Here is a 25441-nt window from a genome sequence, read left to right on the forward strand (position 1 = left end):
CGCCTCCGTGTTCCCACCCGTACACTATTCCCATCATCAAGGAGCGATATGTCGATGCAAACGTTGGGCCGTTACGGGATGGTGCTGTTTCTTGCTGCGCTGAGTTCAGGGTGTTCTTCAGTCATTGGCGAATGCGGACTGGTTCGCAGCAGCTGCATGTATGAGGGCCAATACGAGCAGGGCGAGGAAGACTATGCGGAAGCGGAAGCGAAGCGCTTGAACAAGCAGTCGACGGATCAGCTGCGTCGAAGCAATTGATTCCGGGGCCACGCCTGGTCCGCTTGCTAACACGGAGTCGGACTGACACCATAAATTCCCCCATGGACCGGCGTTATCCGGCAGGCGATAGCTCCCGTCCGCTATCGTCTCTGCCGAAATTGCAGGTCGATGCCGCTTTTGGTCAGCGCCGTCTGTGCATCCGGGTCCCGGCCGCTTCGAGCACTCGCTCCAGAGCCGCGTTCACTTCGTCGGAATCCATTATCCGGGTGAATTCAAAGTGCATGCCATCCAGCCGGCCTATATAAAAACCACCCCAGTAAGCGCCAAACTCCTGCGCCACCGGAACCAGCCGGTAGACACAGCCGATCTCGTCGGGAGTCGCGGGGAAGGCATTCAACTTGTTCGCGCTGTAATTGATATCGAACGCGGTTGCCCAGCAATGGTTGCTCAACTCATGCGTGCTGCCGCGCTTGTAGCGCCGGCTGAAAGTGCCTTCGAAGGATTTCACTTCCGGCAGCAGGCCTGCCTTTTCCCAGGCGCTCCATAGCGCAGTCAGCTGATACGTCAGCTCTTTATGAAACGGCACCTTGGGCTGCCCGCCAGCAATGCCCTTCAACTGCGGCAGGGCCACCGACCGCAAGTGCTCCGCTTCCCACCCGTTGGTAATGATCAGGCGTTCCATATTGCCCGGCTCGCCCGCCGGCTTGGCCTCGATGCGTCCAAACACGTCGTGCATCTGTTCCTGGCTAAGCGGGCTTTTGGTTTGCGCGGCGATTTCGGGATAGGAATAACCCCAAAGCTTGGCCGCCAGACGAGCATCGAAATCGTCTTTGGTGTCGAAGGCCAGGCCGCAACCCAAGGTCATGTTCCCCACGATCCCATCGACAGTGAGGATGCTCGCGTTCGCCTTCTTGTTGAACGCGGCCTGGAAACTGCGGGTTCCCTTTTCGCTTTCTCCATCGAACTGCTTTTCCCCATGCGCGAAGTTGTGGTCCTGCAGAAACTGATTCCAACGCTCGACCAGCAGTCGTGAATCACCCCGGTTGAATCTAGGCATGATTGTCTCCAGTGTTTTTGGTGCGTCGTTTATGTGCAGGGGCGGAGTGTCATTGCGTTGCAGGGGCGTTCAACAACCAACCGAAGACTGGATCGGCTTGCGTCAAGGGCGGCGCAGTATCGGCTGAAGACGGGGTGGCTGCCGGTATGGAAGGGGCTACCGGAGACCCCGTTTTTACACACGACTCTATATCCAGGAGGGCCAGCTTTACCTCCTTGGCGAGTAGTTCAGCCGCCCGATAATTTTGATTGGCGACGCCTTCGACCTTCGTCCCTGGACCCTGTAGCGGTGTGCTCTGCATCTTGTAGTAACTGTTGTACGCCGCCAGTACCGCCGCGGCATCGATGGGGGCCGGCGTCAGCGTATTGAGATTCTGGCGGAGTTGCGATTGAATCTCCATCGATGCGAAATTCATGGACCGCACCAGCATGGGCAGCTTGTTGAGCACGTCGATCAACGACGGTGGGGCGCTGTTCTGCAAGGCGTACGTCACCGTGACCACACAGCCCGCCTTCTTCGCCGCGGCATCGAAAAAGCCGCGCTGAGCCTCCAGGTGATACCGCGCACCCAATTGACTCGCACCCGCCGCAATGCCGGCGCCGGTAGCCGTGGTCGCCACGTTTCCAATCAAGCCGCCCGTGACTCCGACGATCACACCTGCCAACGTCCAGTCGCTCTGTTCGTACAAGGCGAGCTGCGCCCGGTCCGCGCGGTCTTGATACGCCGTCCGTTCGGCGACAAGGCGGTCATTGCCCTCGGGGACGGTGGCGAAAGGCTTGAGCGGTGCGGGCGTGTACATCGGATAGGCGCCCGGAGGACGGGCGGCACAGCCGGCGAATAAGACCGAGACCAAGAATAAGGGCAGCCAAGGGCGGCTCGCCGTTCCTTGCGCCGACAGCCGCAATAGCCGAGCAAAAGGGGCATTACCCATCAGGCGCTTGCACATATTCTTGGATGGCGATAATTGGACCGAGCATCTCTGGCGAATGCTGGTAGCGTAGCAACGAGGATCCGATGCGCCTAGCCGTCCAAAAGCATGATGCCGGAGGTCCGAAGAGCCAATCCGGGCGTCGCCAGCGCCTAGAAAACCCGGGCTAGCTCAGACTGCATTTTCCGCACAATGCGGTCAGGCTCCCGCAAAGCGCTGCGCCAACTGATCGCAATACCGAACCAGAATCGCCGCATCCACACCCACCGCCGTAAACAGACTGCCGGCTTCGATATACCGACGCGCCAGCGTCTCATCCGTGGTCAGCACCCCTGGCGCTTTACCCGCCGCGCGCACGCGCCGGATGGCGCTTTCCACCTCGGCCACCACCTTCGGATGCTGCGGTTCGCCCGGGTAACCCAGGCTGGCAGCAAGATCCGCAGGGCCAATGAACACGCCATCGACCCCGTCCACCGCAATCATGGCGTCCAGATTCTCCAGCGCCTCGCCGGTTTCGGCCTGCACCAGCAAGCACAGTTCCTCTTCGCAACGGCGCATATAGTCCGGCACGCGTCCGTATCGGGTCGCCCGCATCGTCCCGCTGACGCCCCGCACGCCGCGCGGCGCATAGCGCATGCCGGCCACCGCGCTTTGCGCCTCATCCGCGTTCTGCACATACGGCAACAGCAAGGTCTGCGCGCCGATATCCAGATACTGCTTGATCTGCACCTTGTCATTCCACGACGGCCGTACCACCGGATGGCTGCGGTAAGCGCTTGCCGCCTGCAACTGCGCCATGACGGTGGGCAGCACCACGGGCGTGTGCTCGGTATCCAGCAGCAGCCAATCAAAGCCGCTGGCCGCCACCAGTTCGGTGCTGTTGGGATGACCAAGCGTCACCCACAGCCCAGTCTGATGACGCTGTTCACGCAGCGCGCGCTTAAACGTATTAATGGGGAGTTCCATGCGCGGCGTCCTTAAGAGAAATGCACCGAGATGCTGCCCAGCTTGCCGTAGTCGGCATGCAGCGTATCGCCACGCTTGACAGCAACGGTACGGGTGAAGGAACCGGCCAGTACGATGTGTCCGGCTTCCAGCCCGGCGTCGTGCTGGGCCAGCTTGTTGGCCAGCCAGGCGATACCCAGCGCGGGATGCCCCAGCACCGCGGCCGAGACGCCGGATTCTTCGATCACGCCATTCTTCAACAGCAAAGCGCCGACCCAGCGCAGGTCGATATCCAACGGCCGCACCGGCCGCCCGCCCAGCACGATGCCCGCGCACGCGGCGTTGTCGGCGATGTTGTCCACGATGCGGCGCGGATACTTGCTGCGGCCGTCAATCAGCTCCAGCGCAGGCACCACGTAATCGGTGGCGTCCAGCACGTCGAACAGGCTCACATCCGGGCCGCGCAGGGGTTTGCCCAGCACAAAGGCCAGCTCCACCTCCACGCGCGGCACGATCAGCTTGTCGGTGGGAATGGTCTGCCCGTCTTGAAAGAACATCGTGTCCAGCAAATGACCATAGTCGGGCTCATCAATGCCGACCGTGCTTTGCATGGCTTTGGACGTCAGGCCGATCTTGTGACCACGCAGCTTGGCGCCGTCGGCAATCTTCTGGTCGATATTGCGCTGCTGGATGGCATACGCATCGGCAATCTCAATGCCGGGAAACGCCTGGTCCAACTGCGTGGTGGGCACGCCGCTGCGCTCGGCTTCAAGCAGCAGGCTGGCCGCCCGGGCGCGGTCTTCGTTGTTAAGCATGGAAAGCTCCTGATCAGTGCGCTGCGAACTCGTCGGCCACGGGGTTGGACAACACACCAATGCCGCCCACTTCCACTTCGACGACGTCGCCCGGCTTCAAGAAGCGCGGCGGCGTAAAGCGCACGCCCGCGCCAATCGGCGTGCCGGTGGAGATCACGTCGCCGGGTTGCAGCGTGGTCCAGATGGAGATGTAGCGGATCAGTTCCGCGAACGGGAACATCAGGTTGTCGGTGGCGTCTTGCTGGCGCAGTTCGCCGTTGACGCGCGTGTTCACCGTCAACGGCGCGGCCGGGTCGAATTCATCGGCCGTCACCATCCATGGCCCCATCGAACCGCTGGCGTCAAAGTTCTTGCCCTGCGTCACGTTGAACTTGCCGTGCTTGATCCAGTCGCGCACCGTGCCTTCGTTCAGGCAGGTCAGGCCCGCGATGTGGCTCCAAGCGTCTTCGGCAGCAATGCGGCGTCCGGCCTTGCCGATGATGATGGCGATCTCGCCTTCGTAATCCAGCTGCTCGGATTCCGGCGGGCGCAGCAGGGGTTCGCCATGCCCCACGAACGATCCCGGAAAGCGCGGGAACACGCTGGGGTAGGCGGGCGGCGCGCTGCCGTCCTGGTATTCCTCGTTGCGTTTGCCGTAGTTCACGCCGACGCAGATGATTTTTTCAGGCGAGGGGATTGGCGGCAACAGCCGCACCGCGTTCAGCTTATGCGTGGGGGTAAGCGTGTCCGCCAATTCGGCCAGCGCGGGCAGGGCGTTGGCTTCCAGCGCGTCGCGCAGGGTGGCAAAGCCTTGGCCAGGGCCGTGGCCGTCCAGTGCAACGATCTGGTCCTGTCCGCGCAATGCGCCAAAGTGCGTGCGGCCTTGATGCGTATAGCTAAGGAGTTTCATTCGTCGAATCCAAACAATCGAGCGGGGTTGTCCACCAGGATTTTCTTAAGCGTCGCGGCGTCGCCCGCATAGCGCGCCAACTGGTCCACCAACTGGCCCTCGTCAGGCGTGGGCTTGGTGGAGACGGGATGCGGCCAGTCGCTGCCCCACACCACGCGGTCGGGGTTGGCGGCGATCAGCGCTTGCGCAAGCGGCGTCACGTCGTTCCAAGGGGGGCCGCTGCGTGAGATTTTTTCCGTCAACGACAACATCACCCAGAAGTTGCCGCGCGGCAGCAACGACTCCAACAACTGTCGAGTCGGGTCTGCCGCGCCCGCAGTGGGATCGGCACGCCCCATGTGGTCCAGCAGCACCGGAATATCCAGCCGTTCAAACTGCGCCGCCTGCGCCATCATGCCGTCGGGTTCGGGCTGAAACTTGGCGTACCAGCCCAGCTCGCGGATGCGGGCGATGGCGCGGTCAAACACGGCGGGCGCCATGCTGATGCCCAAGCCCTGACGCGTAAACCGCGCCCCGCGCACACCCGCATCATGCAGCTTTTGAATATAGGCATCGTCACACTCGGCCAGCACCACCGCATTCGCGCAACCGCGATACGACGGTCCGGCAGCGGCCAGGCCGTCCAGCACCACCTGGTGATCCGCGCCATAGGTGGTGGCCTGCACGATCACGCCGCGCTCGATGCCCAGCAGACGATGCAGGCCCAGCGCGGTCTCGATGGTGGCGCTGGGCATCTCATACGCCGCGCCGGGCCGCACGGGATAGCGGTCGGCGGAGCCAAACACATGAAATTGGCTATCGCAGGCGTTAGGCGGCAGGCGGGTGGCGGGGGCGGTCGGACGGGGATTGAAAGGTTGGTACTGCGAGGGCGGGTACTGGGGAGGTTGGCTTTGCTTCATCGTCTGTCTCCCTTACCCGATCACGGCCACAAAATCACACTCGATCAGCTTGTCGCCATCCAGATCGGCCTGCATCGTGTGACGCGCCGGGCGGTTATTCGTATCCGGAAACGCTTGCAGCCACACGGCGTTGAGCGCTGCCCGCTGGCTGCGGTCGCGCATCCACACCGTCATCTTGGCGATGTGATCCAGCGTGCCGCCGCCCGCTTCCACAATGCGGCGCACATGGTCGAACATCAGTTCGCACTGGCGCTCCAACGTCGCGCCGTATGCGCCCGTGGCGGGGTCGGTGCCTTGGATGCTGCCCGAATACAGCATGGGCCCAATCCGGCACGCGGCCGGAATGGGATTCTTGTGGCTGAAGCCTTCGGCGTAAATGCTGCGTCTGCTCATGGCGGGTTCCGTGTGGAGAATGGGGGTAGGGCGGCATCGCTGTCATGGCCAAACAGAGCCGCGATGCGTCCGGTTGTCAGGGCGTAGCCCCTGGTGCGGCGGGTCAGGCAGTCGTCGGCCTCAGTTCGCGGTGATGCCCGCCCGCTTGATGATCGGCGTCCAGCGTGCGTCCTCCGACGCCAGATAGCGCGTGAATTCCTCGGGCGTACTGCCACGCGCCTCGGCGCCCAGCTCATCAAAACGCTGAATGATCGTCGGCTGCGCCAGAATCTTGGTCAGCGCCTCGCTCAAGCGCTTCTGCACATCCGGCGGCGTGCCCTTGGGCGCAAGCAGCCCGGTAAACGTAGCCGCCTCCATACCCTGCACACCCGCTTCCGCAAACGTCGGCACGTCCGGCATCGACGGCACGCGCTTGGCCGTCGTTACCGCCAGCGCGCGCAAGCGCCCATCCTTCACATACGGCAGCGCCACCGAAATCTGATCAAAGTTGAAATCCACCTGGCCGCCCAACAGATCCGTCGTGGCCGGCGCGTTGCCCTTGTATTGCGCCGTCGTCCAACGCGCGCCCGTCAACGACTGCAACAGCTCGCTGACCAGATGATTCGTGGTCCCCGCACCGGGCGACGCCATGTTCAGCTTGCCCGGCTCTTTCTTCGCCAGCTCCAGCAACTCGGCCAGCGTCTTGGCCGGCAAGCCCGGCTTCACCTGCAACACCAGCGGCGTGTACGACACCGAACTGATCGGCGCAAAGTCCCGATCCCACTTGTACGCGTCGCGCTTGAAAATCAGCGGCGAAAACAACAGCGGCCCGTTCGCTGCCATGAACAAGGTGTAGCCATCCGGCTCGGACCGCGCCACCTGCTCGCCGGCAATCATCCCGCCCGCGCCCGGCTTGTTTTCAACGATGAAGGGCTGCCCAAACGCCGTCTGCAAACCCGGAGCAATCAGCCGCGCCGCCACATCCACATTGCCGCCCGGCGGGTAGGGCACCACGATCTTCACGGGTTTCTCGGGCCACGCGGCGTGCGCCATGGAAGTCAGAACGGTCAGCGCCACCGTGGCGCAGGCGCGAAGGGCGTTGCGATGCATGGTTTGTCTCCTGGTCGTGTCATCACGATGTGTTTGTTGTGTTTGACGACACTCTAGAAATTCCCGCGCCGCTGAACAATCCGAATTTCAAGAAAAGTTCCGGATATTGGACTCTTTTTGCAGGTTGCTTTGCGGCGGGCTCTTGGCGCGGCTTCATTTCACCGGAGAATTAGCCTGGGCGCCTATTGCGCGCGCGGTTTTATTCATTGTTGAATGTTCAATATCCGGACTACGGAGCCAGACCCACCATGCACCTTCCCGCCAGCGACCTGAACCCCGAGCAAACCTACCGCCTGATGAGCGGCATCGTCGTGCCCCGGCCCATCGCCTGGATCAGCAGCGTCAACGCCCACGGCGGCGTCAACCTGGCGCCATTCAGCTGCTACACCTTCGTCTCAAACAAACCGCCCATGATCGGCGTGAACATCGGCCGCAAGGCGGGTGTGAGGAAAGACACGGCCCAGAACATCCTGGCCAACCGCCACTTCGTCGTCAACGTCGGCGACGAAACCCTGCTTGATCCCCTGCACGACAGCGCCCAAGAACACCCGCCCGAAATCAGCGAAGTCGACGTGCTGGGCTTAAGCGTGCTGCCCGGCGCCGTTATCGACACCCCAAGACTGGCCGCCGCGCCCATCAGCCTGGAATGCCGCTTTCATAGCGTCACCCCATTTGGCGATACCGGGGCGGAGTTCTTCGTGGGAGAAGTGGTGATGTTCCATATTCGGGATGGGCTGCTGCAAGACGGCAAGATCGATACGGCGTTGCTGCGTCCTATCTGCCGCATCGGCGGCCCCAACTACGCATCGCTAGGCCCCATCGTCACCAAGCGCGGTATTCAGCAGACGCCCAAATCCATTATCAAACCGGAGGCCACGTGAGCGAATCCGAAGATAAAAGCGCGGCGGGCGCGCAGACCGTGCGCAGGGCCTTGGCGCTGCTGCGCCTGATTGCCTGCGGACAAGAACGCGGCGTACGGCTGGTGGATCTGGAACGCATGTCCGGCTTGAATCGGCCCACCGTGCATCGCTTGCTGAAGACGCTGGTGCAAGAGGGCGCGGTTGAACAGGATTCAGAAACGCGACGGTATTTGATCGGGCAAGAGATCAGTTTGCTGGGGCTGGCCAGGACAAGGCGCTTTCCGCTGCTGACGCTGGCGGACCCGTATATGAGCGAGCTGGCCGATCAAGTGGGGGATACGGTGTTTTTGAGTATTCGACATGGGCACGATTCGATTTGTATTGGACGGCGCACGGGTAGGCATCCGATACAGGTGCTGTCGATTGAAGTGGGGGTGAGACGGCCGTTGGGGGTGGGCGTGTCGGGGGTGGCGTTGTTGGCGAGTTTGGGGGTGGAGGAGAGTGTGGAGTTGGTGGGGGGGAATGCGGCCAGGCTGGAGGTGATGGGGGAGCGGGTGGAGGAGGTGATTGGGAGGGTGGAGGTGGCAAGGAGGGAGGGGATTGCGTATGCGGCAATAGGGTTGATGCCGGGGACTAGTGCGGTGGCGGTGCCGGTGTTGACGGAGAAGGGGCAGGCGTTGGGGGCGATTACGGTGACGGCGATGGCGGAGAGGTTGGGGGTGGAGAGGTTTGGGATGGTGGTGGAGAAGATGAAGGCAGCGGCGGGGGGGATTGCGGGGAGGTACGCCCAGGTGTTGGGTCAGATGTAAATCTCTGACCTGGGTTGTGAGAAATTCAGTGTTCTAGGCTTGTATGGATCAAGATCTGCGAACAATTTACCGCTGAGACCAAGCGGTTGCTGTCTTATATATGGCCGCTTGTGGGGAGCTTTAGCGCTGTCGTAGATCAAAGTTGGAAATTCGCTGTCAGACTGCAATTTCGACGTGAACGCCAGGAGCGCAGGGAGTGTCAGTATTTTTGTGTTTAAGGCGTTAATAGCCTGACCGTTGTTTGGATCAAGCTTGTTGATGCTATCTCAGCGGTACGGGTCAGTGAAGCGCTCTGCATAAATCACAGCGAACTGGTTCATAGCGGCCTTCCAGTCGTGCGTAGCGCTGCCCCAGGCCCCAGTGATGTTGCGCAGGACCAACCACAGCAGCTTGGTGGCGGCCTGGTCGCTCGGGAAGTGCCCCCGCGTTTTCACCGCCCGGCGCAGCTGTGCGTTGATGCTCTCGATGGCATTGGTGGTGTAAATCACCTTGCGGATCGCCGGCGGGAACGTAAAGAACGGGATCACGCGATCCCAGGCCCGGCGCCATGCGTCAGCGATCGGCGCGTAGCGCTGGCCCCAAGGGCCTTGCTCGAACGTCGTTAGCGCAGCCAACGCCGCCTCGACCGTCGCCGCCGTGTAGATCGGCTTCAAGGCCGCAGCCACCGTCCGGCGCTCCTTCCAGCTGGCGTAGTCCAGGCTGGAGCGGATCAGGTGCACGATGCAGGTCTGCAACGTCGTGGACGGGAACACCGCGTTCAGCGACTGCTCCATGCCCTTCAGGCCATCGGTAACGGCGATCAGGATGTCCTGCGTGCCGCGGGTCTTGAGCTCGTTGAACACCTTCATCCAGAACTTGGCGCCCTCGGTCTGCTCGATCCACAGACCCAGGATGTCGCGCGTGCCGTCGGGTAGCACCGCCAGCGCCAGGTACACCGCCTTGTTGCGCACCACGCCGTCCTCGCGGATCTTGACCCGCAGCGCGTCGAAGAACACCACCGGATACATGGTCTCTAAGGGACGGGTCTGCCAGGCCGTGACCTCGTCCATGACCGCGTCGGTCACCGAGCTGATGAACTCCGGCGAGACGTCTGTCCCGTATTGCTCGGCCAGAAACCCCTGGATCTCGCGTACCGTCATGCCATGGGCGTACATCGCGATGATCTTGTCGTCGAACCCGGTAAAGCGCCGCTCGTGCTTGGGGATCAGGATCGGGGCGAAGCTGCCGTCGCGGTCGCGCGGGATCTCCACCCGCAGCGGCCCGTCATCGGTCAGTACCGTCTTGCGACTCTTGCCGTTGCGCTGGTTGGTGGCTTCCTCGGGGCGTTCACCGCCTGCGGGATAGCCCAGGTGATGCCCCAACTCCGCGCCGAGCGCCCGCTCGATCAGCGCCTTCTTGAACGCCATCGACAGGTCCTGCACCGCCTCGGCGGTCATCGGGCCTTTAACAAATTGATCCACCAGATCGGCCGGTATCGCCGGCAGTTCCCGTAAGGGGGTCTTTTTCTTGGTAGCCATACATGCTCCTTGAGCGACATGTTAGGCCCCAAACACAAAATTTATGACACTCCCGGAGCGCATGACGCTGCTAGCGCCAAATTGCAGTCTGACACCATAAATTCGCGAAAACTACCTATGCAGGTGTCCACTAAAACTTGACCACTACACGCCGTCCGTTACGCGCCGGCCTGACTCTCCGCCTCGCCTATCCGGAAGACTTGAGATAGATCCCAGCCCCCCATGCCGCGCCGCACGGCATCCTGCAGCAGCCGGCGCACTTCCGGCAGCACGCGTTGGACGGTGGCGCTCGCTTCGGCCAGTTCGGCAATCGCGTCAAGATCCTTGAGCAGTACGCGTACCGTGCCGGTGGCATGCTCGGGCGGGGTCACCATGCGCGGCCACAACGTTTGCAGCAGCACGGAGTCGGCCCAACCGCCTTGCAGGGCCGACGGCAGGGCCGCGGTATCGATGCCGCTGCGCTTGGCCAGCACGAAGGCTTCGGCCAAGCCGGCGAGCGTGGTCGCGACGATGGCCTGATTGGCGAGCTTGGTGGTCTGGCCCGCGCCGACGTCGCCCATGCGCGTGACGCGTGAGGCGTATGCGCGCAGCACGGGCGTCACGGCTTCGATCGTGTCCGCTGGTCCGCCCGCCATGATGGCCAGCTTGCCGTGCGCCGCGCCGTCTGTGCCGCCCGAGACAGGCGCATCAATCCACACGCCGCCGGTTGCCGCCGTCCAGCGCCCAGCCAGGACGCGGGTGAACGCGGGCGACAAGGTCGAATGGTCGATGAGGCAAGCGGGCGGTGTGGCGGCTTGCGCCAGCCCATGTGCACCGAACACCACGTCCTCCACGGCTTGGCCGTCGCCCAGGCAAAGCAGGGCGATGTCCACGCTCTCGCCCAGCGCTTGAGGCGTGGCCTTCGCCACGGCCCCGGCAGCGGCAAGGGAGCCGAGCTTCGCGCTGGAACGGTTCCAGACAGCGACCTCATACCCGGCGGCCATCAGCCGCCGGGTCATGGGTTCACCCATGCGGCCGATGCCGCAAAAGCCGACACGCGGCGTCCTCGTCATTGTTGGCCTCCCTGCGCTGGCGTCTCCCCGAGAGCCGCTTCGTAAGGCCAGCTCACGGCCCCGGAATGGGTCACGGCGCCCAGCTTGGCCGGACGCACCAGCGCTTCATATTTCTCAAGCACGCCGCCCAGCCTGCCGCGCGCGAACGGCTGGCTGGCTGCCGCCCGTTGCGCGAGTTCCTCGTCCGAGAGTTCGACGTCCAGGCTTCCTTTGATCGCGTCGATATGTATGCGGTCGCCGTCGCGCAGCAAGCGTATTGGGCCGCCCGCCGCCGCTTCGGGGCCGACATAGCCGATGCACATGCCGCGCGTGGCGCCCGAGAACCGGCCATCGGTAAGCAGCGCGACCTTTTCACCCATGCCTTGCCCGTAGATTGCCGCGGTGACGCTCAGCATTTCACGCATGCCCGGGCCGCCCTTGGGCCCTTCGTTGCGAATCACGAGGACGTCGCCCTCCCGATAGGCGCTGGCGGCAACCACCGCCATGCAGTCCTCTTCTGTCTCGAAGACCCGCGCCGTGCCCGAGAACACCAGCTGCTTGAGGCCGGCGGTCTTCAGCGCGGCGCCGTCCGGGGCCAGATTGCCGCGCAGGACCACCAGCCCTGCGTTGGGCGAGAGCGGTTCGTCATGCGGCTTGACGACGCGGCCGTCGGGGCCGGGGAAGGCGCGCAGTGCCGTTTCCAGCGTTTCGCCGCTTTGCGTGAGCGTGTCGCCGTGTATATGCCCGCCCGCGAGCAGGGCGTTGAGCACCGCCGGCACGCCGCCAACATGATGCAGGTCCACGGCAAGATAGCGTCCGCCCGGCTGCATGTCGCCGATCAGCGGCGTGCGCGCCAGCACTTCTGAGACGTCATCGAGCGTGAAGGCGATGCCTGCCTCGTGGGCGATGGCCGGGATGTGCAGCATGGCATTGGTCGACCCGCCGGTGGCGGCGACGGCCGCGCAGGCGTTCTCCAGGCTCTTGCGGGTCACCAGGTCGCGTGGCAGCGGCCCGCCGTTGCGCAGCGCGCGCATGACGTTTTCGCCGGCGCGGCGGGCAATCGCGATGCGTTCGCTGTAGACGGCCGGAACCATCGCCGAGCCCAGCGGAGCCAATCCCAGCACTTCGGCGACCATCGCCATGGTGTTGGCCGTGAATTGCCCTGGGCAGGAACCGGCGGTCGGCGTGCAGCGCTTTTCTATGCCGCGCAGCGTTTCGGCCGACATATCGCCGCGCTGCGCCGCGCCTACGGCCTCAATGGCCGTCAGGATCGTGGCCTGCGAGCCGTCCGGGGCCACGCCCGGCAGCATCGCGCCGCCGAACAGGAACACGCCGGGGACGTTCACGCGCACCATGCCCATCAGGATGCCGGGCAGGGTCTTGTCGCAACCGGCCACGCCGACCAGCGCGTCGTAGCAATGGGCGCGCACGAACAACTCGACGCTGTCGGCGATGGTCTCGCGCGACACCAGCGAGAACCGCATGCCCGAGTGATTCATCGACGTGCCGTCGGAGACCGAGATCGCCGAGCCGCGTATCGGCACGCCGCCGCCCGCCGCGATCCCGAGACGGACGTTGTCCGAGATCTGGTTCAGCGACATGGAACAGGGCGTGTTCTCGCCGTACGTGTCGACGATGGCGACGAACGGCTTGTCGATGGCTTCGTCGTCCAGGCCCGTGGCGCGCAGGAAAGCGCGGTGCGGCGCGCGCGTCACGCCCTCGGTGACCGTGCGGGAGCGGTGTTTGTGCAGATCTTTCATGGATGGAGTTCCTAGTATCGGGAAGGCTCAAGTGTTGAGCATCAGACCGTTTTCGATGGCCAGCACCTGGCCGGTCATCGCTGGCGCGCGGGCGACGACGAACCAGGCCAGTTCCGCCACTTCCGACGGCTGGGACACCCGCTTGAGCGGCGCGTTCTCGCGCATGCCCTCGACCACGCGGGCGTAGGCCTTGTCGCCGAGCACGCGCCGCAGCAGGCCGTCGTCGACCATGCCCGGGGCGATAGCATTCACGCGGACCTGCGGGGCGAGATTGCGCGCGAGCGACAGCGTCAGCGAATTGACCGCGCCCTTCGAGGCCGCATAGGCGATGGACGATCCTGTGCCATTCAGGGACGCGAGCGAAGAAATATTGATGACGCAGCCCGACGCCGCGCCTGCCGGACGCTCGCGCAACAGGGGAGCCGCGGCGCGCGTCATCTGGAACATGCCGATGAGGTTCACGCGGTAGACGCGCTCGAACTCGCTGGCGTCGATCGCTTCGAGGTCCCCGTGCGGAATCACGCGCGTCGTGCCCGCGCTGTTGACGACAGCGTCCAACCGTCCCCACTGGGTCGCGACCGCATCGATCATGCCGCGGCAGGCAGCGTCGTCGCCCACGTCGGCATCCACGATGAGGGTCTGGGCGCCGGCCTCGCCGCATTGCGCGGCCACCGCCTCGGCCCCCGCCCGGGTGCTGTCGTCAAAATTGTTGATGGCCACCGCCCAGCCCTCACGCGCGAAATGCAGCGCCGTGGCGGCCCCGATGCCACTGGCCGCACCGGTCACCAGGCAGACGGGCGCGCTCATGCTTGCTCCCGCTTCGTACGCAGCGACAGCGCGATGAAGGCCCCGCCGACCAGTGCGCAGGCCAGCAGGATCATGCCGGGAAGCAACTGCCCCGTGGTGTCCTTGAGAAAGCCGATGACATAGGGGCTGACGAAGCCGGCCAGATTGCCGACCGAATTGATCAGCGCGATGGCCGCCGCGGCGCCCGCGCCGCTCATCATCGCCGTGGGAATGCCCCAGAAGACCGGCGCGATCGAATTGATGCCGATGGCGGCGACGATAAGGGCGGCCATCGACCACCACAGGTGCTCGGCAAGCAGCACCGAAACCAGCATGCCGACGGCGCCCAGCACACAGCACACGGCAACGTGGATGCGGCGTTCGTTCGTGCGGTCCGCATGGCGCGCGATGAGAATCATCGCCACCGCGCTGACCAGCGACGGCACCGCCGACAGCAGGCCGATATTGCCCAGGTTGGCGACGCCAGCGGCCCGTATCATCGTCGGCAGCCAGAACACCAAGCCATAATTTCCCATGGCGATGCAGAAATAGAGCAGGCCGAGCAGCCACACTTTGCGGTCGCCGAACACCTGCCGCACGCTATGGCGGGCGCGGGTGCTGTCGTCGGCTGCAAGATCCTGCGCCAGCAGGCGCTTCTCGTCCGCGTTCAGCCACTTCACCGTCTCGATCCGGTCCTGCAGCATGAAGAAGGCGGCAATCCCGACCAGCAGCGACCCAATACCTTCGACCAGGAACAGCCACTGCCAACCGGCCAGATCATGCAGGCCGCCGAACCGCTCCATGATCCAGCCGGACAGCGGACCGCCGATGGCGCCCGACACCGGAATGGCGACCATGAACAAGGCGATGATCTGCGAGCGGCGGCTCGACGGAAACCAGGTCGACAGATACAACACAATGCCCGGAAAGAAGCCGGCTTCAGCCACCCCCAGCAGGAAACGCAGCAAATAGAAAGACAGCGGTCCCTGCGCGAACATCGTCAGCGACGAAATGATCGACCACGTGACCATGATGCGCGCGATCCAGATGCGCGCGCCCACGCGATGCAGGATCAGATTGCTGGGCACTTCGAAGATGAAGTAGCCCAGAAAGAAGATGCCGGCCCCCAAACCATAGACCGTTTCCGACATCGACAGGTCGGCCAGCATTTGCAGCTTGGCAAAGCTTACGTTCACGCGGTCGATGTACGCGACGATGAACGACAGGAACAGGAACGGCATGATGCGCCAGGCCAGCTTGCGGTACAGCGCATCTAGCTGCGCAGGATTCTGCGCGGCCTGCGCGCCAGCGTACGGCTGCGCGCCGCCGGAAAGGGACGTGCTCATGAGTGTTGTCTCCGTGGGTGTGTGCCATGGGGCACATCGAGTTATTTGGCAGACTGTGAGTTCGGTTATGCGTGTGGCATCGGCATGGGATCAATCGTTGTTCCCGTTTAATCGTCGATGCTTCACGAAAGGCCTGCGCTACAGTGCTGTCCGTTCGAAGGGTACGAGTTGCTCTTACTCGGCGGCAAATCACACTTTGCGCATCTGGCATTACCATTTGGTTATGATTAGCGACTTGCGCCATGACGCCATGGCGACCGATACCCCTGTCTTCCCATTCCCGACATGTCCGCCAGCACGCCGTCCGACAATTCGATAGAACGCTTTTTCCGCAGCGGCCTGAAGCTAGGGCATCTGCGCATCCTGGTGACGCTCGGCGAATTGGGTCAGGTGACGCGGGTGGCCGCGGCGTTCCACGTCACGCAGCCGGCCATCTCGAAGCAGATCGCGGAGATCGAGGAGGCGCTGGCCACGCCGGTTGTGCGCCGCGTGGGCAACGCCATTGAATTGACGCGCATAGGACGCGTGCTGGTCGAACGCGGGCGCGAGATCCTGCGCCAGATCGAACTGGCGCGACGCGACGTCACCGCGCTGGCCGCTGGCACGGCGGGCCACGTCAGATTCGGCGCCGTGGTGACGATTCCCCAACCCTTGATCGCACATGCCGTCGAGCTGTTCACGCGGCGCGCGCCGAACGCCTCGTTCTCGTTCGTGGAAGCCACGCTCGACCGCCTGCTCAAGATGATGGACGAAGGCAACCTCGACCTGGCCCTGGGCCGCAACCGCGTGACCGGGTATCTGCCGGTAATGCGCCACGAGTCACTGCATCACGAGCCGTTCGTGTTCGTGGTGGGCACGCGGCATGCATTGGGCGGCCCCGACACTCCCGTGGCTTGGAGCGACCTGCAGGACGTCCGCTGGATCACGCCTATGCAGGGTTCGCCCGCTTTTTCCACCATGGTCGAGATCCTGGCCGAACATGGCGTGACCCTGTTGCGTCCGACCATCGAGTCCAGTTCCTTGGCGTTGAACCTGTCCTTGCTGCGCGACGGAGGATATGTCTCCATCCTGCCGCTGTCGCTCGCACGGCGCTACGTCCAGCGTGGAACCATGCGCATGCTGCCGCTGCCGCCCCTGGGGCCACTGGGCGAGGCGATTCTGTATTGGCGCGAAGATACGATGACGTCCACCACGGAGCTGTTCGCCGAATGTTTGCGGGAGTCGTCGGCGGAATTGATCGATGCTGGTGGCGCGTAGCGAGCCGCTGATCGCCTGGTTTTGGCGTGGGCTCGGTCCGTCCTAAATGGATCGCGCTATCTCCGTATACCCTTGACGTTTTGATTATGGCTACCGCGGATGACAAGACTGCCCGCCGTCGCCTTGGCCGACCTAAGACACTTCAACCGAGCGAGTCCCATCAATGTCCGAACACCACCAGTTCCTGTGCCCCCGCGACCTGCATTTGCCGCCGCCCGACTGGCGGGCGCTGGAAACCAAGCTGCTGGAAGGCGGATACGTACTCGAACCGCGCGGCGACAATATCCCGTACCGCGCCTTGCTGAACCTGAGCTTCGGTCTGGCCACCTTGAACGATGGCTCGTACCAGCATCAGGAACCGTTGCGCACAACAGGCGACCTGATCGCGATGTACGTGCGGGCAGGGTATCTGCCTGCGGATATTCCCATTCGCCATAACGACACCATGGCCGAAACTCTGGAGCTGCTGGCCAGCCACGGCATCACGCCCGGAGAGCTGTATGCGGATAATGAGAGCAGCGATTGGAACAGCCCGCAATACTGCCTGGGGCCTGCGGCAAGACCTTATCTCACCCCTGACACCCAAGCTTCCTATGACGCGGATTCCAGAAATTTTCCGTTGATGCTACTGGCCTACGACGGCCCGGAGCCGCATGTGGCGGTAGGGGAAAACCTCTCCGAGCCGAGCTTGCCGGGTTCAGATGAATTGCTGGAATCCATGCCGCCGTTTGACTCGCATGTTGATTTCATTGGGGCGGCTTACGAGGATCCGGCGGCGCAGTGGCATTGCGCGGAGAATGGCTGCGATTACCGCATACTGGAGTTGGACTGGCAATACAGCCTGGCGATGGGGTTTCGCATGGTGCGGACGGAATGGTTGGATGACGGTAGTGCGAGGGGGCTGGCTAGGCTGATCGAGGGGCTGACCGGGCAGGTCATGGTTTGCAGCCATCGGCATTTGTGAATGCAGGGTAGGGGATAGGCAACTGGGCTGCCATTCCCTTGTTCTTGCAAGACAGAAACCTAGTGTGCAAATGAGAGGTGCCGCTATGGCTGTTCCAGCGGCCATACCTCGACGACGCCGTGCGCGACGGCGCAGGGCATTTGCGACACCAGCGCTATCGCTTCGGCCATGTCGGCGGCCTCGATGATGGCGAAGCCGGCTACTGGCAAGGGGGATTTCATGAATGGGCCGGAGGTTGTTTCGATCCCGGTGGCTTCAGGATTACGCACTTGCACTGGCTTGCCTGCAATGCCCATCAATACACTGTTGTTCCGCAGTTTTGCGTCGTGCGCATGCGCTGCACTTCGGATGGCGGGCGTACGATCGTAGCCTTCTTGATCGCCATATCCGATGGTCACGAACTTTGGCATGGGTTGTCCCCATTGCGCGTGGGAGAGACGGTGGCTGGCTGCAATCTGCCGAGAGAATTGTAGTCTGACACCATTTTTCGGCGCCATTTGCGAGGCAGGACCGGGCCGCAAGAATCGGATATCCACCCATTCCAACGCTCTGGAGAATGTCGGCACGCCATTCATACCGGAGCTTCGCCATGGGTTTGCTGCAGGATAAAGTCGTCATCATCACGGGCGCATCGTCGGGAATCGGGCGCGCCGCCGCGCTCTTGTTCAGTGCGGAGGGGGCCGCCGTCGTCTTGAATGCCAGGGGGAATCGGCGCTGGAAGACGTGGCGTCGCGTATTCGTGATCTGGGTGGAACGGCGAGGACGGTAGCTGGCGACGCCAGCCAGCCCGAGACCCACAGGCGCTTGATTGCGGAGGCGGTCGGGGAATTCGGCGGCCTGGATGTCGCGTTCAACAACGCCGGCGCTACGGGTCCCATCGCGCCGCTGACCGACATCTCCTTTGCCGATTGGCAGACAACAATAGCGGCCAATCTGCATTCGGCGTTTCTGGGCAGCGTCCATCAAATCCCCGCCATGCTCAAGCGCAAGGGTGGGGCGATCATTTTCACGTCCAGCTTTGTCGGCACCAGCGTGGGGCTACCCGGCATGGCGGCGTATGCCGCCGCCAAGGCGGGGCTGATGGGGCTGGTCAAAGGGATTACTGCGGACTATGGCGACCAAGGCATCAGGGCCAACGCGCTTCTGCCCGGCGGAGTCGACACGCCCATGGCCGGCGACGGCGCGCAGAAGGAATGGGCCGCAGGATTGCATGCGATGAAACGAATCGCCCGGCCGGAGGAGATCGCTTCCGCCGCCTTGTTCCTGGCGAGTTCGATGGCAAGTTTTGTCACGGGCGCTGCCTTGTTCGCGGACGGGGGAAATGCGGCGGTGAAGTGACGGCTTGCATGCGATGTCGGCGCGGCAACCGCAAACTCCGCCGTGAGCGGATCGCGGTGCCGCGCCAGAATCGGTGACATCTCAGCGCTCGGCATCCGTCTTTCTTCCCGCCTGCGTACTCTGGCAGGGATTTTCAAAAACATCCTCCACACGCCGCTTGAAAAGAGTGCTGATCCGAAATGCAAAATCCAGCAAGGGTGCATGCTTTTCGGTTTCCAGCGCGTTAACGGCCTGGTAGAAGATACCCAAGCATTCCGCCAGGTCTGATTGCGTTCAGCCCGCCTCAGAAAGGCATAAATGTGTCAGACTGCCGCATAAATTTGTCAGACTGCATGGCCAGTTGGGCCTGAAAAAAATTGCAGTCTGACACCATCGTTCTGATCCCCTGCACGACAGCGCCCAAGAACACCCGCCCGAAATCAGCGAAGTCGACGTGCTGGGCTTAAGCGTGCTGCCCGGCGCCGTTATCGACACCCCAAGACTGGCCGCCGCGCCCATCAGCCTGGAATGCCGCTTTCATAGCGTCACCCCATTTGGCGATACCGGGGCGGAGTTCTTCGTGGGAGAAGTGGTGATGTTCCATATACGCGATGGCCTGCTGCAAGACGGCAAGATAGATACGGCTTTACTACGCCCCATCTGCCGCATCGGCGGGCCGAACTATGCATCGTTAGGCCCTATCGTCACCAAGCGCGATATTCAGCAAACGCCAAAATCCATTATCAAACCGGAGGCCGCGTGAGCGAATCAGAAGATAAAAGCGCAGCCGGCGCACAGACCGTGCGTAGGGCCTTGGCGCTGCTGCGCCTGATTGCCTGCGGACAAGAGCGCGGCGTGCGGCTGGTGGATCTGGAACGCATGTCCGGCTTGAATCGGCCCACCGTGCATCGCTTGCTGAAGACGCTGGTGCAAGAGGGCGCGGTTGAACAGGATTCAGAAACGCGACGGTATTTGATCGGGCAAGAGATCAGTTTGCTGGGGCTGGCCAGAACAAGGCGCTTTCCGCTGCTGACGCTGGCGGACCCGTATATGAGCGAGCTGGCCGATCAGGTGGGGGATACGGTGTTTTTGAGTATTCGACATGGGCACGATTCGATCTGTATTGGAAGGCGGACGGGCAGGCATCCGATACAGGTGCTGTCGATTGAGGTGGGGGTTAGACGGCCGTTGGGCGTGGGGGTGTCGGGGGTGGCGTTGTTGGCGAGTTTGGGGGTGGAGGAGAGTGTGGAGTTGGTGCGGGGGAATGCGGCCAGGTTGGAGGTGATGGGGGAGCGGGTGGAGGATGTGATCGGGAGGGTGGAGGTGGCACGGAGGGAGGGGATTGCGTACGCGGCGATGGGATTGATGCCGGGGACTAGTGCGGTGGCGGTGCCGGTGTTGACGGAGGGAGGGGGGGCGCTGGGGGCGATTACGGTGACGGCGATGGCGGAGAGGTTGGGGGTTGAGAGGTTTGGGATGGTGGTGGAAAGGATGAAGGCGGCGGCGGGGGGGATTGCGGGGAGGTGGGGACGGGTTGTTAATAGGGCTGGGCTTGACACGAAGTAGGAAATTATGGGGTGCGCTGTCCCCGCCAAGACGTCATTGAAACCAAGAATTCCAATGCGAAACTGTATGTGTCGATTGTGCTACTATTTTTCCGCCCACCGACAGAGTTTGTGCCATGTTTCGTGGCACGTGAAACAAAATGGCCGAGGCTTTGCCCGGTTACGTTAATGTAAGCAACGCCATTAGTGGTCTCAACTGCGTAAGAGTGTCGGTGGGCTCCTACGGCTAACTCTATGACAAAACTAGAGCAACTTCGTCGAGCAACGACGCTTCGTGACCTCGCCGAACTCCTAGGAGTTACCGCGCCGGGCTTAGCATACATCCTGTACCACAAGCCGCGCGATCAGCTCTATCGTGCATTTGAAATTCCCAAGCGCAAAGGCGGCACACGCAGCATAAGCGCGCCAGCGGACGAGCTCAAAACCATACAGAAGAAGCTCTCCAGCCTGCTACAGGAATGTTGGGCGGAAATTGGCGACGGGAAAAACTCCGGCAGGCATCCGGGCCGTAAAGGCCGTGTCGCCCATGGTTTTTTACCCGGACGCTCGATCAGCACCAATGCCCGACAGCACCGTCGGAAGCGCTTTGTATTCAACGTCGATCTTGAGGACTTTTTTGGATCGATAAATTTCGGTCGAGTCTTTGGTCTCCTTCGACAAGATAATAATTTTAAACTTCAGCCCAGGGTGGCGGCAGTTATCGCGACAATCGCCTGCTTTGAAAATAAGTTGCCCCAAGGAAGTCCGTGTTCTCCAATTATTTCAAATCTGGTCGCGAGGATACTTGATGCGCGAATAGCTGGCCTCGCTGCTAAAGTCGGCGTTAACTATTCCCGATACGCTGATGATTTGAGCTTCTCCTGCAACGGCCGAATTTTTCCCCCTGAAATTGCTAAAAAAATAGAAGGCGATGACCATTCCTGGGTGGTGGGAAAGGCATTGAATTCGGTAATTGAAAAAACTGGCTATCGCGTCAATCTGAGTAAGACCCGAATGCAATATGAAGATAGTCGGCAAGAGGTCACAGGACTAGTCGTTAATAGACGAGTCAACGTGAGGTCAGAATATCGAAGAGCGGTAAGGGCTATGGGTCATAGACTGTTTAGTACTGGTGCTTTCGATGTGCCCAAAGTTGCATTGACTAAAGGCAACGATTTCCCAATGCAGTCTGTGCAAGGAACTATTCCTCAGTTGCACGGCATGATGAGCTTCGTCGCTTCGATTGATCGGCTTCACCGTGAAGCCGCTCTGTCCCGCGGTGATGCAATAGAAGAGACCAGTGCAGAAAAGCTATATAGGAATTTTCTGTATTATAGGTTTTTCTATAAAAACGATGCGCCAATTATTCTCTGTGAGGGTATAACTGACAACATCTATCTTAGATGTGCCATAAGGGCTCTGAGGGAGAGCTATCCGTTACTCGTAAAGCCCAAGGCAGAACCCGGTGATCTGCTAATAAAGTTCTACAAGTATCGCGGCGCGGCGGTCGATACAGTCCTAAAACTAAAGGATGGCGGCGCAGGTAATTTGCAGAATTTTATGGTTGCCTATAAGAAAGCATGTCAACTGTTCTTGGGGGCGGGAAAAGAGAATCCTGTAATCCTTATCGTAGATAATGATGAAGGAGGAAGAAAGGTGATGGGAGCAGCAAAAGAGCTGTCAGGAAAAGCGTACGACGGAAGTCAGGCCTACCTACACGTATTCGGAAATCTCTACCTGATCGCAACACACCCCACGGCCGTCGTGGACGGAGGCCAAAAAAAAATGGCTCAAAAGGGGGCTCGCCCTTCAGATAGCTGCATTGAAGAGTATTTTTCTTCGGAAGTTCGGAGCACAAAACTAAACGGAAAAACTCTTACATTGAAAAATGACAGCTCGGGAGTCGCGCACTATGGAAAAATGGATTTTGCAAAACACATAGTCGAAAATCTCCGAGGGGCCGACAGTTTCAGTGGCTTCGCCCGCCTGTTAGATAGAATCAATCTCGTTGTAACCGCTCACGCATCTTCTTCGACGGAAGCGGCTGTTTCGGGAGCGGCAGCTTCTCAGCTGAGTAATGGGGGCTTGGGCGCGGCCATCCCCCCAACAGGCGAAACTATTGCAGGATTTACGGAGATCGCAGAGGCTGCTGACTAATTATTACCCACTGTCATTGGACGATCGTTCATGCGCCACCAGGAATGTCATGGCCGACGACCGACAATCCGGTCATAAAGCTGAATTTCCTAGATGCTCAGAACTATAACTTCGGAGGGGCCTTGGGAGCCCAAGCGCGACATATTTATGCCGCTAACTCCTAACATCTTCTGCACCGAAAATAGTGTCAGACTGCAATTTCGATTGGCAACTCATCAATCCGGGTGCCGTTGTCTATATAAGACTGTGATTTCTATGGTTGTTAAAAATGGACGCTATTTCAAAAAAAATCATGCCGTCGTCTGCTTCCGCGACCGTATCGGAAGCGAAGGTGAAGCCTCCAGACCCGCTGCTTAACGATTCTATTAGCGCGCTCATACGAATTTGGGCTTTCGTCTGTGAGCATCCTGGTATTGTGGGCACCGCGACTATTGCACTCGGGGCTCTAACGCTACTTACATACTATCTACCTCTCGGATTCATTCCCGACTTCGATTTGGCCAGTGTTACAGGCATACTTCTAATCGCAGCATTTCTCGGAGCGGTGCAAATATTCTGGCTCGGTGCCACCCTCGTTCTGCCGGCCATAATTGGCGCCGGAAATATAGTCAAACCAGAAAGCGGTAAGGATTACAAGCGGCTGCTGACTGTGTATATAAGCACTGTCTTGTGGTTAATCGCGTTTTGGCGCGGCGCAGTTGCCAACGAAAAGTGGTTCATATTCGGTCTGCCTGCGGTGTTGTTAGTTGCGTTGGTTTTGGCAATTTTCCGCAAAACGCGATTGGCTGCCGGATATGTACTAATAGCCGGAATACAAGGCGTCGTTTGTCTGGTCGCTGCGTTTCTCTTTCATCCCGCGCCGCAGTCCAGCATCTCCCAGGGATCGAATTGGCTTCAGTGGCTATTTCTTGTTCTTTGGTGTCTGCTGGTCACTATTGCGAATACGGTGCTCTGGAAAGAGGGTCGTCCCACGTTGCGGGCAGTGTTAGGCGTGACGGCATACCTTCTTTTTACTCTGATATTGATGACCCAAAACTTGGGCTACGTGCACGGAGCTGCCGTGCGAATGCTAAGCCTTGGCGACGTGCGCGGTGTTTTGCTGACAGTTAACGACTCAGGCGCCGCGGTGCTGAGCGCAGCCTGCCAAGGTGATTCGCCACCAGTTGGTTGCGCGCCTCAAAAAATAATAATGGGTGAGGTTAAAGCCTATGCATACCGGAATATAACAATCCTCTCTCGAATTGGAAGCCAGTATTATCTGCAATTGTGCACCAATGATGATAGAGGTGGCGCTTGCGACACCATCGAAGGGCTACGCATTGTGGTGGATAAGCGGGATGTCCTGGGATGGTCGTCGGTAGGTGCGAGGCTTAAGAATTCCGAAGAGTATGGCAAAATCGAGCCAGTGCAACCCCGGAATTAAGGTGTCGGACTGCCATACCGCAGTGGACCTGGTGAAATTGCAGTCTGACACCTTGTATCTCAGACTCTGTTGGTTTGTAAAAATGGGCCGAACCCGTAGGTCGGTGCTAGAGAGCAATCGCGATAGTCGCCTTTTCAAAACTCTCTAAAATGAAAGCAAAAAATCAGGTATCAGGCTGCAATCTCGCATGAGGCGACTAAGAAAGTGCAGCCTGACACCTATATTTTGAGGGGCGAGCCGATAGGTGACCCATCAATCCATTGGTCGTCGTTAAAGACCGCCCTTGCGGATTTAGATGTTTTTGACGGTACGAGTTCTAAATTTCGCTTGTTCCGCTTTGGGTAAGAAGCGGGCGTCCACGCGGATCTGCTTACGGCCGTGAACATACTCTCGAAATTCCTCCGATGACCGCACCTTCAAAGTCGTGAATAGCCCTCACCGGTCTTTTCGAATTCTCTAATTCGGATTAAGCTCTTATTATATAGATGAATATTACCTTTATCCCTGCCCGTGATCTGAAACCTCGATATCAAGTACTCGGGCATTTCTACAACCTCAAGTTGCGGGCGGAGGAACCACAGAAATGTCGAAGTGTTCTAGAAATATCAGCTTTAGGGACGGCTAGCAATTCAGCAGCAGACGCGATTTTCGTGATGATGAACCCCGGCTCTTCTCGACCCCTTGAAGAGTTGAACACTACTGTTACCGTCAATCAGGTTGCTGGGATGCCAGCGCAGCTTGTCAGGACCGTTCCCGATATGACGCAATATCAAGTCATGCGTGTAATGCATTACATGGGCTGGCAACATGTTCGGGTTATCAATCTCTCGGATCTTCGAGACCCCAAGAGTGGCTCCTTTGCACAACGGTATGCCCAACTTGAAAATGAGTTTGGCGCAAAAGATCATTCGATCTTTTCACCACGTCGCTCTGCGCAACTGAAACAGCATATGATTCGAAAACGAGGCGCCCCGATTGTCTGCGCATGGGGAGTCAGTGACGACTTAAATCCTTTGATTGAACGGGCACGACAAGTACTGGAATTGGAGCAGCAGGTCACTGGTCTATCCAAATCACCAGGAGTGTGGAAATATTTCCATCCACTTCCTTCGCTCCAGCGTCAAAAGGAAGAATGGGTAACGCAAATTTTGAGGAAGCTTGAGTGCCGAACTTTGTGTTCAAGCTGACACAAAGGCGTTTTGCACGTTTTATGCCGCTGGCCTTTAGAAAAAAACTGCGGAATCCGGTTATTTAAAAATTCTTTAAATGATGCTGAACTGCAACCTCCGGCGATTTTGATTAAAAACTCGAAAAATAATGGTGTCAGACTACAATTTCTCTCTATAAATTTTGATCTGACATCATTTTAAAAGTGTTGAAAAAGAAATAAAAGTGTCAGGCGGCAATACCGTAGTGGGCCTGATGAAATTGCAGTC

24 protein-coding genes and 2 pseudogenes are annotated in these 25441 nt (G+C 60.3%); 11 read left to right on the forward strand and 15 right to left on the reverse strand.

Annotated features, from left to right (window positions below; genetic code table 11):
* The first annotated feature begins 48 nt into the window (after window positions 1-48).
* Complete coding sequence (locus HG262_RS00910) at window positions 49-258, forward strand: hypothetical protein (RefSeq protein ID WP_169269233.1); 210 nt, start codon at window positions 49-51, stop codon at window positions 256-258.
* Window positions 259-400: 142 nt separating this feature from the next.
* Here the strand turns inward: HG262_RS00910 and HG262_RS00915 are convergent, their stop codons facing one another.
* The 8 genes from HG262_RS00915 to HG262_RS00950 all read right to left on the reverse strand — a co-directional run bounded on the left by HG262_RS00915 (window position 401) and on the right by HG262_RS00950 (window position 7234).
* Window positions 401-1276, reverse strand: a complete 876-nt coding sequence (locus tag HG262_RS00915; protein WP_169269234.1) for a M15 family metallopeptidase — start codon at window positions 1274-1276, stop codon at window positions 401-403.
* Between the two features lie 49 nt (window positions 1277-1325).
* Complete coding sequence (locus tag HG262_RS00920; protein WP_169269235.1) at window positions 1326-2075, reverse strand: hypothetical protein; 750 nt, start codon at window positions 2073-2075, stop codon at window positions 1326-1328.
* A 327-nt stretch (window positions 2076-2402) separates the two neighbouring features.
* A complete protein-coding gene (locus HG262_RS00925; RefSeq protein WP_169269236.1) occupies window positions 2403-3170 on the reverse strand; it encodes an aldolase/citrate lyase family protein in 768 nt (255 codons plus the stop codon).
* A gap of 11 nt (window positions 3171-3181) precedes the next feature.
* Entirely contained in the window at window positions 3182-3964 is a 783-nt protein-coding gene (gene hpaH / locus HG262_RS00930) for a 2-oxo-hept-4-ene-1,7-dioate hydratase (RefSeq protein ID WP_169269237.1), read from the reverse strand.
* 13 nt (window positions 3965-3977) lie between these two features.
* A complete protein-coding gene (locus tag HG262_RS00935; RefSeq protein WP_169269238.1) occupies window positions 3978-4853 on the reverse strand; it encodes a fumarylacetoacetate hydrolase family protein in 876 nt (291 codons plus the stop codon).
* Window positions 4850-5752 (reverse strand): amidohydrolase family protein, encoded by a 903-nt coding sequence (locus HG262_RS00940; RefSeq protein WP_169269239.1) that lies wholly within the window; start codon window positions 5750-5752, stop codon window positions 4850-4852. Before HG262_RS00940 ends, HG262_RS00935 begins: the two co-directional genes overlap by 4 nt.
* A gap of 12 nt (window positions 5753-5764) precedes the next feature.
* A complete protein-coding gene (locus tag HG262_RS00945) occupies window positions 5765-6145 on the reverse strand; it encodes a RidA family protein (RefSeq protein WP_169269240.1) in 381 nt (126 codons plus the stop codon).
* A gap of 120 nt (window positions 6146-6265) precedes the next feature.
* Window positions 6266-7234, reverse strand: a complete 969-nt coding sequence (locus tag HG262_RS00950; protein ID WP_169269241.1) for a tripartite tricarboxylate transporter substrate binding protein — start codon at window positions 7232-7234, stop codon at window positions 6266-6268.
* 248 nt (window positions 7235-7482) lie between these two features.
* On the opposite strand from HG262_RS00950, the gene HG262_RS00955 reads away from it, so the two are divergent.
* Window positions 7483-8115 (forward strand): flavin reductase family protein, encoded by a 633-nt coding sequence (locus HG262_RS00955; RefSeq protein ID WP_169269242.1) that lies wholly within the window; start codon window positions 7483-7485, stop codon window positions 8113-8115.
* Window positions 8112-8903, forward strand: a complete 792-nt coding sequence (locus tag HG262_RS00960; RefSeq protein ID WP_169269243.1) for an IclR family transcriptional regulator — start codon at window positions 8112-8114, stop codon at window positions 8901-8903. Before HG262_RS00955 ends, HG262_RS00960 begins: the two co-directional genes overlap by 4 nt.
* Before the next feature lie 266 nt (window positions 8904-9169).
* Here HG262_RS00960 and HG262_RS00965 read toward each other — a convergent pair whose 3' ends face one another.
* The 5 genes from HG262_RS00965 to HG262_RS00985 form a co-directional block, all read right to left on the reverse strand.
* Complete coding sequence (locus HG262_RS00965) at window positions 9170-10420, reverse strand: IS256 family transposase (RefSeq protein WP_169269244.1); 1251 nt, start codon at window positions 10418-10420, stop codon at window positions 9170-9172.
* 158 nt (window positions 10421-10578) lie between these two features.
* The gene (locus HG262_RS00970) at window positions 10579-11472 is read right to left on the reverse strand and encodes an NAD(P)-dependent oxidoreductase (RefSeq protein ID WP_169269245.1); all 894 of its coding nucleotides are present in this window, start codon (window positions 11470-11472) and stop codon (window positions 10579-10581) included.
* A complete protein-coding gene (gene ilvD / locus HG262_RS00975) occupies window positions 11469-13211 on the reverse strand; it encodes a dihydroxy-acid dehydratase (RefSeq protein ID WP_169269246.1) in 1743 nt (580 codons plus the stop codon). The genes HG262_RS00970 and ilvD overlap by 4 nt, the downstream gene beginning before the upstream one ends.
* Window positions 13212-13238: 27 nt before the next feature.
* Window positions 13239-14018, reverse strand: coding sequence for an SDR family oxidoreductase (locus tag HG262_RS00980; protein WP_169269247.1), 780 nt, complete (start codon window positions 14016-14018; stop codon window positions 13239-13241).
* Window positions 14015-15343: an MFS transporter gene (locus HG262_RS00985; protein WP_169269248.1), complete on the reverse strand. Its 1329-nt coding sequence runs from the start codon at window positions 15341-15343 to the stop codon at window positions 14015-14017. The genes HG262_RS00980 and HG262_RS00985 overlap by 4 nt, the downstream gene beginning before the upstream one ends.
* A 285-nt stretch (window positions 15344-15628) precedes the next feature.
* Here HG262_RS00985 and HG262_RS00990 point away from each other — a divergent pair, with 285 nt between their 5' ends.
* Both HG262_RS00990 and HG262_RS00995 read left to right on the forward strand, forming a co-directional pair.
* On the forward strand, window positions 15629-16600 hold the full coding sequence (locus HG262_RS00990) for a LysR family transcriptional regulator (RefSeq protein WP_169269249.1): 972 nt from the start codon (window positions 15629-15631) through the stop codon (window positions 16598-16600).
* A 163-nt stretch (window positions 16601-16763) separates the two neighbouring features.
* Entirely contained in the window at window positions 16764-17564 is an 801-nt protein-coding gene (locus HG262_RS00995; protein WP_169269250.1) for a hypothetical protein, read from the forward strand.
* Window positions 17565-17647: 83 nt separating this feature from the next.
* Here the strand turns inward: HG262_RS00995 and HG262_RS01000 are convergent, their stop codons facing one another.
* Window positions 17648-17974, reverse strand: a complete 327-nt coding sequence (locus HG262_RS01000) for a YciI family protein (RefSeq protein WP_169269251.1) — start codon at window positions 17972-17974, stop codon at window positions 17648-17650.
* A gap of 179 nt (window positions 17975-18153) precedes the next feature.
* Here HG262_RS01000 and HG262_RS01005 point away from each other — a divergent pair.
* Window positions 18154-18902: pseudogene (locus HG262_RS01005) on the forward strand (SDR family oxidoreductase).
* An 81-nt stretch (window positions 18903-18983) separates the two neighbouring features.
* Here HG262_RS01005 and HG262_RS01010 read toward each other — a convergent pair.
* Window positions 18984-19151, reverse strand: coding sequence for a hypothetical protein (locus HG262_RS01010; protein ID WP_248293182.1), 168 nt, complete (start codon window positions 19149-19151; stop codon window positions 18984-18986).
* Between the two features lie 130 nt (window positions 19152-19281).
* On the opposite strand from HG262_RS01010, the pseudogene HG262_RS01015 reads away from it, so the two are divergent.
* The 5 genes and pseudogenes from HG262_RS01015 to HG262_RS01035 form a co-directional block, all read left to right on the forward strand.
* Window positions 19282-19644, forward strand: a pseudogene (locus HG262_RS01015) (flavin reductase family protein); the annotation flags it as partial.
* Window positions 19641-20447: an IclR family transcriptional regulator gene (locus tag HG262_RS01020; protein WP_169269252.1), complete on the forward strand. Its 807-nt coding sequence runs from the start codon at window positions 19641-19643 to the stop codon at window positions 20445-20447. The pseudogene HG262_RS01015 and the gene HG262_RS01020, both read left to right, overlap by 4 nt.
* Before the next feature lie 233 nt (window positions 20448-20680).
* Entirely contained in the window at window positions 20681-22582 is a 1902-nt protein-coding gene (locus HG262_RS01025; RefSeq protein WP_169269253.1) for a retron Ec67 family RNA-directed DNA polymerase/endonuclease, read from the forward strand.
* A 268-nt stretch (window positions 22583-22850) separates the two neighbouring features.
* Window positions 22851-24005: a hypothetical protein gene (locus HG262_RS01030; RefSeq protein WP_169269254.1), complete on the forward strand. Its 1155-nt coding sequence runs from the start codon at window positions 22851-22853 to the stop codon at window positions 24003-24005.
* A gap of 485 nt (window positions 24006-24490) precedes the next feature.
* The gene (locus HG262_RS01035; RefSeq protein WP_169269255.1) at window positions 24491-25192 is read left to right on the forward strand and encodes a DUF1643 domain-containing protein; all 702 of its coding nucleotides are present in this window, start codon (window positions 24491-24493) and stop codon (window positions 25190-25192) included.
* Window positions 25193-25441 lie beyond the last annotated feature (249 nt).

It is taken from the genome of Achromobacter sp. Bel, assembly GCF_012928505.1.
GTDB lineage: Bacteria > Pseudomonadota > Gammaproteobacteria > Burkholderiales > Burkholderiaceae_B > Achromobacter.